At 59.8% G+C, this 8,144-nt stretch carries 7 protein-coding genes and 1 pseudogene; 6 read left to right on the top strand and 2 right to left on the bottom strand.

The genetic code is table 11. The features are described 5' to 3' along the window. Window positions 1-3,181: ATP-binding cassette domain-containing protein (locus WAW39_RS02245; RefSeq protein ID WP_422315334.1), on the bottom strand; the 3,181-nt coding region annotated here is incomplete at its 3' end. A gap of 230 nt (window positions 3,182-3,411) precedes the next feature. On the opposite strand from WAW39_RS02245, the gene WAW39_RS02240 reads away from it, so the two are divergent. Continuing rightward, on the top strand, window positions 3,412-3,789 hold the full coding sequence (locus WAW39_RS02240; protein WP_422315332.1) for a hypothetical protein: 378 nt from the start codon (window positions 3,412-3,414) through the stop codon (window positions 3,787-3,789). A gap of 362 nt (window positions 3,790-4,151) precedes the next feature. Here the strand turns inward: WAW39_RS02240 and WAW39_RS02235 are convergent, their stop codons facing one another. After that, a complete protein-coding gene (locus WAW39_RS02235) occupies window positions 4,152-4,397 on the bottom strand; it encodes a hypothetical protein (RefSeq protein WP_422315330.1) in 246 nt (81 codons plus the stop codon). A gap of 363 nt (window positions 4,398-4,760) precedes the next feature. Here WAW39_RS02235 and WAW39_RS02230 point away from each other — a divergent pair, with 363 nt between their 5' ends. The 5 genes and pseudogenes from WAW39_RS02230 to WAW39_RS02210 all read left to right on the top strand — a co-directional run. Further along, window positions 4,761-6,116 (top strand): sigma-54-dependent transcriptional regulator, encoded by a 1,356-nt coding sequence (locus WAW39_RS02230; protein ID WP_422315328.1) that lies wholly within the window; start codon window positions 4,761-4,763, stop codon window positions 6,114-6,116. 150 nt (window positions 6,117-6,266) lie between these two features. Further along, window positions 6,267-6,611, top strand: coding sequence for a hypothetical protein (locus tag WAW39_RS02225; RefSeq protein WP_422315326.1), 345 nt, complete (start codon window positions 6,267-6,269; stop codon window positions 6,609-6,611). A 42-nt stretch (window positions 6,612-6,653) separates the two neighbouring features. Beyond that, window positions 6,654-7,499 (top strand): ferredoxin family protein, encoded by an 846-nt coding sequence (locus WAW39_RS02220; RefSeq protein WP_397382537.1) that lies wholly within the window; start codon window positions 6,654-6,656, stop codon window positions 7,497-7,499. Window positions 7,500-7,539: 40 nt separating this feature from the next. Further along, window positions 7,540-7,866, top strand: coding sequence for a hypothetical protein (locus tag WAW39_RS02215; RefSeq protein WP_422315322.1), 327 nt, complete (start codon window positions 7,540-7,542; stop codon window positions 7,864-7,866). 90 nt (window positions 7,867-7,956) lie between these two features. Continuing rightward, window positions 7,957-8,144 (top strand): annotated as a pseudogene (locus tag WAW39_RS02210) (hypothetical protein); the annotation flags it as partial.

Below are 8,144 nucleotides of genomic sequence, written 5' to 3'. Positions count from 1 at the left end.
TGAGCGGATTGAGCTTGGACTGCGAGATGACCATGCCCTCATAAGACCAGCGCAGCGGCATGAACTGACAGATGAAGGGCACCTTGAGTTTGCTGGCGTTTTCCTCGTCATTGCCGGATTTTTTCAGCCACTTGCCCACGGAATAGACGAGGTCGAGGTTCTTGTTCATCTCCTCGTATTTGATCAGCGCACCACCAAGAATAATCTGCGGAATCAGGAGCAGCGGGATGGCATTCACCGCAGTGCGATTGTCACTGACGATGCTGGAAATGAACAGCCCCAGACAGACGCCCGTGAGAGAGGTGAGGAACATCCACCAAAGGTGAATCAGGAACATGTCGCGGATCTCGAGCACCCAGTTGCCGATCAGCAGATAAATCACACACTGGATGAGCGCAAAGGTGGAGAGCGAGATGATCTTGCCGCTGAGATAGTAAAACGTTCGCAGGTTGTGATTTCGCTCCCGGCTCAGGGTGTGGCGGTCACGGATGATTTCATCGGCGCTGTTGGTCAGGCCAAGAAACATCGCCACGACGAGGCTCATGAAGAGGTACGTCGGGATGTGGAAGGCGGTGGCAAAGGTGTAGTGCGCCTCCTCAGAGTACTTGAGAACGCTGGAAATGATCCAGGCAAGCAAGGGAGCCTCCAGCAGGGTCGTCAGCAGGTTCGTGCGGTTGCGCAGCTTGCTCAGAAAGGCGCGCTTCAGCAGGGTGAAGAAGAGGATGCTCTCCTCGCGGAAGGTGTGCTTCGGCGGCTTGGGCGTGCTGCGCATGCGGCTGGAGCTGTGGCTTTCATCCCGCTTGGGCCGGGCAATGAGGCTGGTGCTGCCGGGCGCGGACCGCTGCTTGGCCATGCTCTCCATGATGAGATGCCGCTGATAAGAGTCGCGCCAGAAGTTCGGCGGAAAGCGGCGCGCTGCCACGAGATGCCCGTCCGCACTGCGCTCATGAATGATGTCTCCGCTGATGTCTCGCAGCGGTGTTTCCAGCACGTCGAAGACGAAGTCCGGCGTGAGCTTGTCGGGCGGCTGTGCCTCGGCATCTCCTGCCTGACCGGTTTCCGTGTGATACACGCGCCAGAAGTATTCGATCATCCCCTGCGGCGTGCCGAAGTAGGCTAGCTTGCCGCCCTTGTCGAGCAGCAGCGCCTTGTCAAACATCTGCAGCAGACGCGAGCTGGGCTGATGGATGGAAGTGATGACGATCTTGTTGCGCGCCAGACTGCGGATGATTTCGAGCACATGCTCGCTGTCCTTGGATGAGAGGCCTGAAGTCGGCTCATCAAAGAGGTACACGTCGGAGATGCCGATCATGTCGAGCCCCGCATTGAGACGCTTGCGCTCGCCACCGCTGAGAAATTTCTGCTGCGGCGTGCCGGCCAGCCGGTCACGCAGATCGGCCAGGCCGAGTTCCGCAAGCTTTGCATCCACGCGTTTGCGCCGCTCCTCGGTTTTCAAATGCGGACAGCGCACCGCCACCGAGAAGTCGAGATTTTCCTGCACCTTCAGCAAAGGATCAAAGGCATCCTCCTGCGGAATGTAGGCGATGTAAGGCGTGAGGTTGTGCAGGTTGTCATACAGCGCCATGCCGTTCATCAGCACTTCGCCCCCCTTGGGTTTAAGCTGCCCGCCGAGAATGCGCAGCAGCGTGCTCTTGCCGCAGCCGCTGGGCCCCATGACGCAGATCATCTCACCACGGCGCGCGATGAAGCTCACGCCATCCTGCGCGGTGTCGCGGCCATCGAAGCGATGACTGAGTTCTCGCACCTCGATCTGGCGCACGGTGTTGCGCTCCTCTTCGATGATGCGATCGGCAAAGTGACAGCGCAGGTATTGCCCTTCACCCAGCGTGATGGTGTCACCGTCATTGAGAGTGATCCTGTCACGCACCGGAATCAGGCCAATGTAGAGCGGGCGTGAGGAGCGCAGCACTTCCAGCACGCCGGTCTTCTGCGCGTAATTGCACTCAATGCGCAGCAGGATTTCACCATCGGTGTCTTCAGAGAGAAGAATGTCGCCCTCATCCAGCAGCTCAGGCTTGTTGGAGACGAGATAAGTATTGCGGCTGCCTTCCAGCCGGAACTGCCCGCCAAACTCCTGCGCGCGCACGCGCAAATCGCGCAGCGCGATTTCCACTTCGCCATGAGCGATGATGCTGTCCTCAATGCTGGCCTCCACCACGGTGCCGCTGCTGAGCACCACCCCATTCAGCGTGGCCTTGGTCGTGCGCAGCGCCTCCACCGTGACGCCCAGACCAAAGCTGAGGCGCAGATTCGTGCCGCGCGTGCGCTGCGGGGCGATTTCTGCGCTGCCATTTTCCGTGAGGGTCAGGTAAATCTGCGTGCCTGAGAGTGTCTTCTTGGAGTTGAAGTAGGTGATCAGGTCATTGTAGTCCAGCGTCACGTCCTCCATCACCACGCGCTCGCCGGGATAAAGCCGCGAGAATTCTCCCGGCGGCTGCCGGCGGCTGCGGACCAGGATGGAAATGCTGCCGGTGTTTTTCAGCAGCACGAGGTTTTGAAATCGGAACGCCACCACGGAGCAGTCATCCGAAAGGGAGCGCAGCAGCACATCGCAGTTCTTCGTGGCACCGATGCGCAGCGTGTCCAAAGGCTGGCCGCCCTTGGTGGAAAAACCCTCCTCCGGCGGTTTGTCCCCGGCATTGAGCTGATAGACGATATCGATGGCCTGGGCGGCGATGCCCAGATTCGTCATGAAGAGGTAGAACTCCACCATCTGCCGCTGATTCTGCTGCGCACGCGAGATGAGCAGGTACAACTGCACCCCCAGCAGGATTTTTTGCTCCTGAGTGAGTTTTTGGCTCAGTTCCTTGGCACGCTGCGTCAGATCCTGCGGCTCCTGCAGCGCCTCAAAGTAGAGACGCCGCATGTCGGCGTAGATCGCCTCGGGGTAGTCATAGCGCAGGTAACCGAGGCTGGATTCGACTTCCTCCTCCTCGATGTTGCCGTCCAGCTTGCTGAAAGCCGCGAAGACTTCGATCAGCACCGGCAGCATGGTGTTGGCCGTGGCGGCTGACGCGGCGGACACCTGCGGCTGACCGTTCCAAAGGTGCGCCCACCGGTCTGACGACCACCATGGCAGCTCCGCCGGTCCATGAACTCCGTTCGCAGAGGACTGCGCTTTTGAGTTCAACAATTTGGCGAGTTTTTTGACCAAGCTCATGCGGTGGATTTCGTGGCAGCCCGTGCGGGGCTGCTGGCGGCGGCGCGACTATGGAGTTCGTTTGCACAAACACAACTCACGAGACGCGAATGCCACCTGCAATTGCGCAAAAAAAAGCGGCCCGGTTGCCCGGGCCGCCATGCCTTGATTTTTGGCGCTCTCAATTGTCACACGCTCCGATCACGCGGCGGGCCTTCGCGGCCACGCTCGTGGTTCATCGGCGGCGGGCCATGCGGTCCTTCCTGACCCCGGTGGAAAGGCGGGGCAAAATGCGGGCCACCGTCTCGTGGAGCTGGACCGTGCCCGCGTTCTCCGCCTCTCATGCCCTCCTGCGGAGGCTGATGCATGGGCCGCTCGAAGTGCTGGGGGCCTTCGCCACGATGATCCCCACCGCGTTGCTGCCCAAACTGCTGCGGGCCGGGACCGCGATGCTGGTCAAACCGGGGCGCTGGGCCACGTGGACCGCCAAATCTCGAATCTCCACGAGAACTGCCGAAATTCTGAGGCTGCTGCCGCCCCCCAAAACGCTGGCCCCTGCCACGCCCCATCCTGCTCTCAGGGCCTCGGCCGCGATGCATCTGCCTATTCTGAGGGCCACCTTGAGGTGACCTGAAACCTTCCCCACCACGCGGTGCACCAAACCCTCCACGCTGGCCGAAAGACTGCGGGCCACGGCCTTCGGCGCGAGGCCGGAAACCTCCCTGCTCATTGCCTCGCGGCCCTGCGGGCTGTCTAAAATGGTCTTGCCGGCCCGCATGCTGCTGACCCCGGCCGCCTTCGTGCTGTGGGTTGTTCATCGGGCCACGATTGCCCTGGGCCTGCGGCTCGCCGCGCTTATGCTCGCCACCCTGCTGGCCATCCATGGGGGGACGACGGAAGCCCTCGCGGCCATGTCCAGGCCCCTGATCAGGAGTGCGGTTTCCTGCATTGGGAGGATTCATGGGGCCAGGTCCGCCGCTCTGCGGAGGATTCACAGGTCCACGCTGCCCATCGCGCTGGGACTGTGCGTCACGCTGCGGCGGAGCGGCATCACGCGGGCCAACCCCATCCGGGCGGCGCTGCGGTTCACGCAGGGTGTCAGGCCGAGTACCATTTCCTTCCTTCTGTTCTCCGGGACGCGGCAGATCACGTGGTGCCGCAGCAGGCGGAGCATCCACTTTGGGCGCTGCGGGAGGAAGTGGCGCTGCGGCGGGCGGTTGATCTGCAGGCTTGGCATCTTGGGCTTGCAATGGAGCGACGCTGAGCGCGAGAGCACCGCAAAGCCAGGTGAGTCGGTTGGTTTTGGATTTCATGTGAGTGTGCTGGTTGGATTGACTGCGGGTGAAGAAACACTCGTAGAAACCAAGAGTTGCGATCCTCCAGTGAGACCCGGCTAAATCCCCTCACTGATTACCCCGCAGGAAGGTGCTGAAGGGTTCCAAAGACCATCCAAACAAGCTCTTGCGGCACATGATACAGGATCTCTGACATGCCCTTAAACGCCTCCATTCTCTTTTTTGAGAATCTTAAATTGACGCAATCCTGAGAAACGTTTAGCCTATTTAACAATCAACCATGCCTCTCACTTCACGAAAATAATATGGCTAAACTAGTAATCATAGACGACGAAGCCGCCATCCTGGAACTCATGACCAAGCTTTGCAAAGCTGCGGGTCATCAAGTTTTTGGCTGTACCACCGGCATCGACGGCATTGCGGCCATCCGTTCCAACCAGCCCGACCTCGTCATTGTGGACCTTCGCATCGGCGATGTGAACGGCCTCGATCTCGTCAGCATGTGCAAGGATCAGTTCCCAAGCACCGCCGTCATCATGGTCACCGGTCATGGCAGCGTGGAAACCGCCGTGGAAGCCATGCGTCTGGGTGCCTTTGACTACCTCACCAAGCCCTTCGATCTGGGAGATCTGATCAAAACGGTGAATCAGGCCCTGCAGCGCAACGGCATCGCCGCCGCCACCCCCACGAGCATCCCCAGCGCGACGCTGCGTTCCTCCTCCGCCTCGAAGCTCATCGGTCATAGCGATGCCATTCAGCGCATTTTTGATATTGTGCGCCGCGTGGCCAACAACGACAGCCCCGTCCTTCTCGAAGGTGAATTCGGCGTCGGCAAGCACATGGTCGCTCGTGCCCTCCATGAGGCCAGCCGCCGCAACAACTCTCCTTATAAAGAACTGCAGTGCAGCGCCATGCCGGAAGATGCCCTCGAAACCGAGCTCTTCGGCCAGACCGCCATCTTCAATCGCGTCTCCGGCGGCACCATCCATCTGGCAGAGGTCAATCAGCTCCCGGCCCGCATTCAGGCCCAGCTAAACACCTTCCTGGATGAATCCCAGTCCAAGAAAGGCTGGGGCAATGGCTCCAGCGGCGCAGATTTCCGCCTCGTGGTATCCAGTACCACGTCCCTCGAAGACGCCGTAAAGGTGGGCAAGTTCCGCGAAGACTTGTACTACAAGCTCTCCGTCGTTCCCCTCAAGATCCCGCCACTGCGTGAGCGCCGCGTGGACGTGCGCCCGCTCGTCGAGCATTTCCTCAAAGACCTCGCCGACCGCACTGACTCAAAGCCCAAGACCATCGACGCCGGGGCCATCGAATTCTTGGAGAAGTACAACTGGCCTGGCAACGTCAGCGAGCTGCGCAATGCCATCGAACGCGCCTGCGCCTTCGCCGAAAACGACCGCGTCCGCCCCTCCGACCTGCCGGCCAAAGTCACCCAGCAGATCGAGATTCCCACCCCTTCCACCACCGAGGGCATCACCAAGCTGCCTATCGGCTCCACGCTCGATGACTTCATCAAAGGGCAGGAGCGCGCCTTCATTCAGGAAACTCTCAAGTACAACAGCGGCTCCCGCGAAAAGACCGCCAGCATGCTCGGCGTCTCCATCGCCACGCTCTACCGCAAGATGGGCCTCAACGTTGAGCGCAAGACCACCTCGTAGGCCTGCGTACAGATCGACTCGCGCCAAACCACAAAGTCGGCCTCGCGCCGACTTTGTGCTTTTAGGCCTAAATTCGTCATGCCCGCCTTCGCCGGTGTTGCGTAGTACGCCACCTGAGCCCACACTGATCTCCACCTTTTTCGCGCCCTTTTGAGTACCCCTGCCACCATCCTCTACTGCCGCTGCGCTTACGCCCAGGTCGTTCCCACCGGCGTCAAAAACGAAGTCCTGCAGAAGCTCTGCGACTCCAATGCCAGCTTTGAAACCGTCTCCGATCTCTGCGAGATGGCCGCGCACCGCGATCCCCGCCTCCAAGCCATCGCCGCCTGTGGCAAGCTCCGCATCGCCGCCTGCTATCCCCGCGCCGTGAAAGGCCTCTTCCAGCAGGCCGGTTTCCCCCTCCCCGCCGATACCGAGATCCTCAACATGCGCACCCAGACCGCGCAAGAAATTGCCGACGCACTCCTCAATACCTCCCCAGCGACCGCTGCCTGACCCTTAGTTATTCGGGCTTCGTCATTCGTCATTTTTCCAGCCATGATCACCCACACTCACCGCCCGCTCCGCGTCGTCCTCTACGAAGGAAATGGCAGCATCCAGCTTCCCGCCGAGTCCCGTGCCAAGGTCATGATGGCCCTGCTCGACAAAGGCTACACCGTCACCCGCAGCAGTCTCGGCGCGCCCGCCATGCCGCATGATGAGCGCAACCTCCTCGTGCTCGGTGCCTTTGAAGGCAAAGCCCCCGCGCTGGAAGACGCCACCGGCAAGATCACCATCGACACCTGCGACATCACCGGCCTGGAGCCCGACGCCATCGTCGCACTGGTGGACAAATCCCGCGGCGAGAAAACCATGAACGAACCCGGCAAATGGAAGCCTTGGTTCCCCGTCATCGACTACTCACGCTGCACCAACTGCATGCAGTGCCTCAGCTTCTGCCTCTTCGATGTCTATGGAGTCAGCGATGACAACAAGATCCAGGTGCAGAACAACGACAACTGCAAGACCAACTGCCCCGCCTGCTCCCGCGTCTGCCCTGAGGTCGCCATCATGTTCCCCAAATACCAGGCGGGACCGATCAACGGCGATGAAATCAATGAGCACGAAGCCGGCCGCGAAAAGATCAAAGTAGACATCTCCTCCCTCCTCGGCGGCGACATCTACTCCGCCCTCAAAGACCGCAGCGCCGCCGCCAAATCCCGCTTCAGCAAAGAACGCAGCCCCGACAAGGCCTTGGACGAGCGCAAGAAGTGCCTCACCAAGCTGGTAGGCGATGGGTTTATCCCGGCCGATGTGCTGGCCAGCCTGCCAAGCACGGAAGAGATTTTGAAGAAGGCAGAGATCGCCAAGGCGAGGGCTGCGGCGGCGCTGGCTGCGCAGTAGAAAAAGACCTGTCGCGTTAGGATTCAACAGACTTACTCACATGAGCAAACAAAATCCAGACGCCTCGCGCTTTGAACATCTGCGCGAGTTGATACGCGTCGAAGAACAGCGAACCAATCAGCAGGCCAGTCGCGTTCGTATATCATACGAAATAGCTGCAGACCTCATGGGAATGGAGGCAGAGGATTGGTATGCTGCGGGCAAGGGATTTTCAGACATGGACTATTGCACCAGACTGGCCAATGACTTCCTCCGTTGTGGCATTGCAGCTGCCAATGGCCTTTCCATCTCCGTTGTGGGTCCTATCCTTGAGGTAGCCGAGGATCAAGCCGCACCACCGGTTGAAATAGCTCAAGGCATTCCTTGAAGCTACGGTATCAACGCGATTCATTCCAAAGCATTTATTATTGGTTCTTCGCGACTTTTAATGGGTGAGAGGGAGCTGTAAAATGAACGGATGAGCACATCACCGAGCCTCAATTACCACTACAGCCTGCTTTTGGGACTCGACAAGCACTGGGAGGTCGAGCGGGTAGATTTGCAACTGGCAGCCAAGCAGGTGCGCATTGATCTGCGGCATGTCCGTGGTGCTGCGCTTACTTGTCCGCAGTGTCAGAACGCCGACGTCATGTTCGACCACGCCCG

Origin of the sequence: Prosthecobacter sp. (assembly GCF_049294395.1) — a bacterium.
Classification (GTDB): Bacteria; Verrucomicrobiota; Verrucomicrobiia; order Verrucomicrobiales; family Verrucomicrobiaceae; genus Prosthecobacter.
Note: the sequence above shows the minus strand (reverse complement) of the source record. Positions and strands in the feature narration are given on the sequence as shown.

Coding starts and splice junctions, on each gene's coding strand:
- WAW39_RS02240 (WP_422315332.1), top strand. CDS start 3,412: ATGCGGTCCTTCCTGACCCCGGTGGAAAGGCGGGGCAAAATGCGGGCC.
- WAW39_RS02235 (WP_422315330.1), bottom strand. CDS start 4,397: ATGCCAAGCCTGCAGATCAACCGCCCGCCGCAGCGCCACTTCCTCCCG.
- WAW39_RS02230 (WP_422315328.1), top strand. CDS start 4,761: ATGGCTAAACTAGTAATCATAGACGACGAAGCCGCCATCCTGGAACTC.
- WAW39_RS02220 (WP_397382537.1), top strand. CDS start 6,654: ATGATCACCCACACTCACCGCCCGCTCCGCGTCGTCCTCTACGAAGGA.
- WAW39_RS02215 (WP_422315322.1), top strand. CDS start 7,540: ATGAGCAAACAAAATCCAGACGCCTCGCGCTTTGAACATCTGCGCGAG.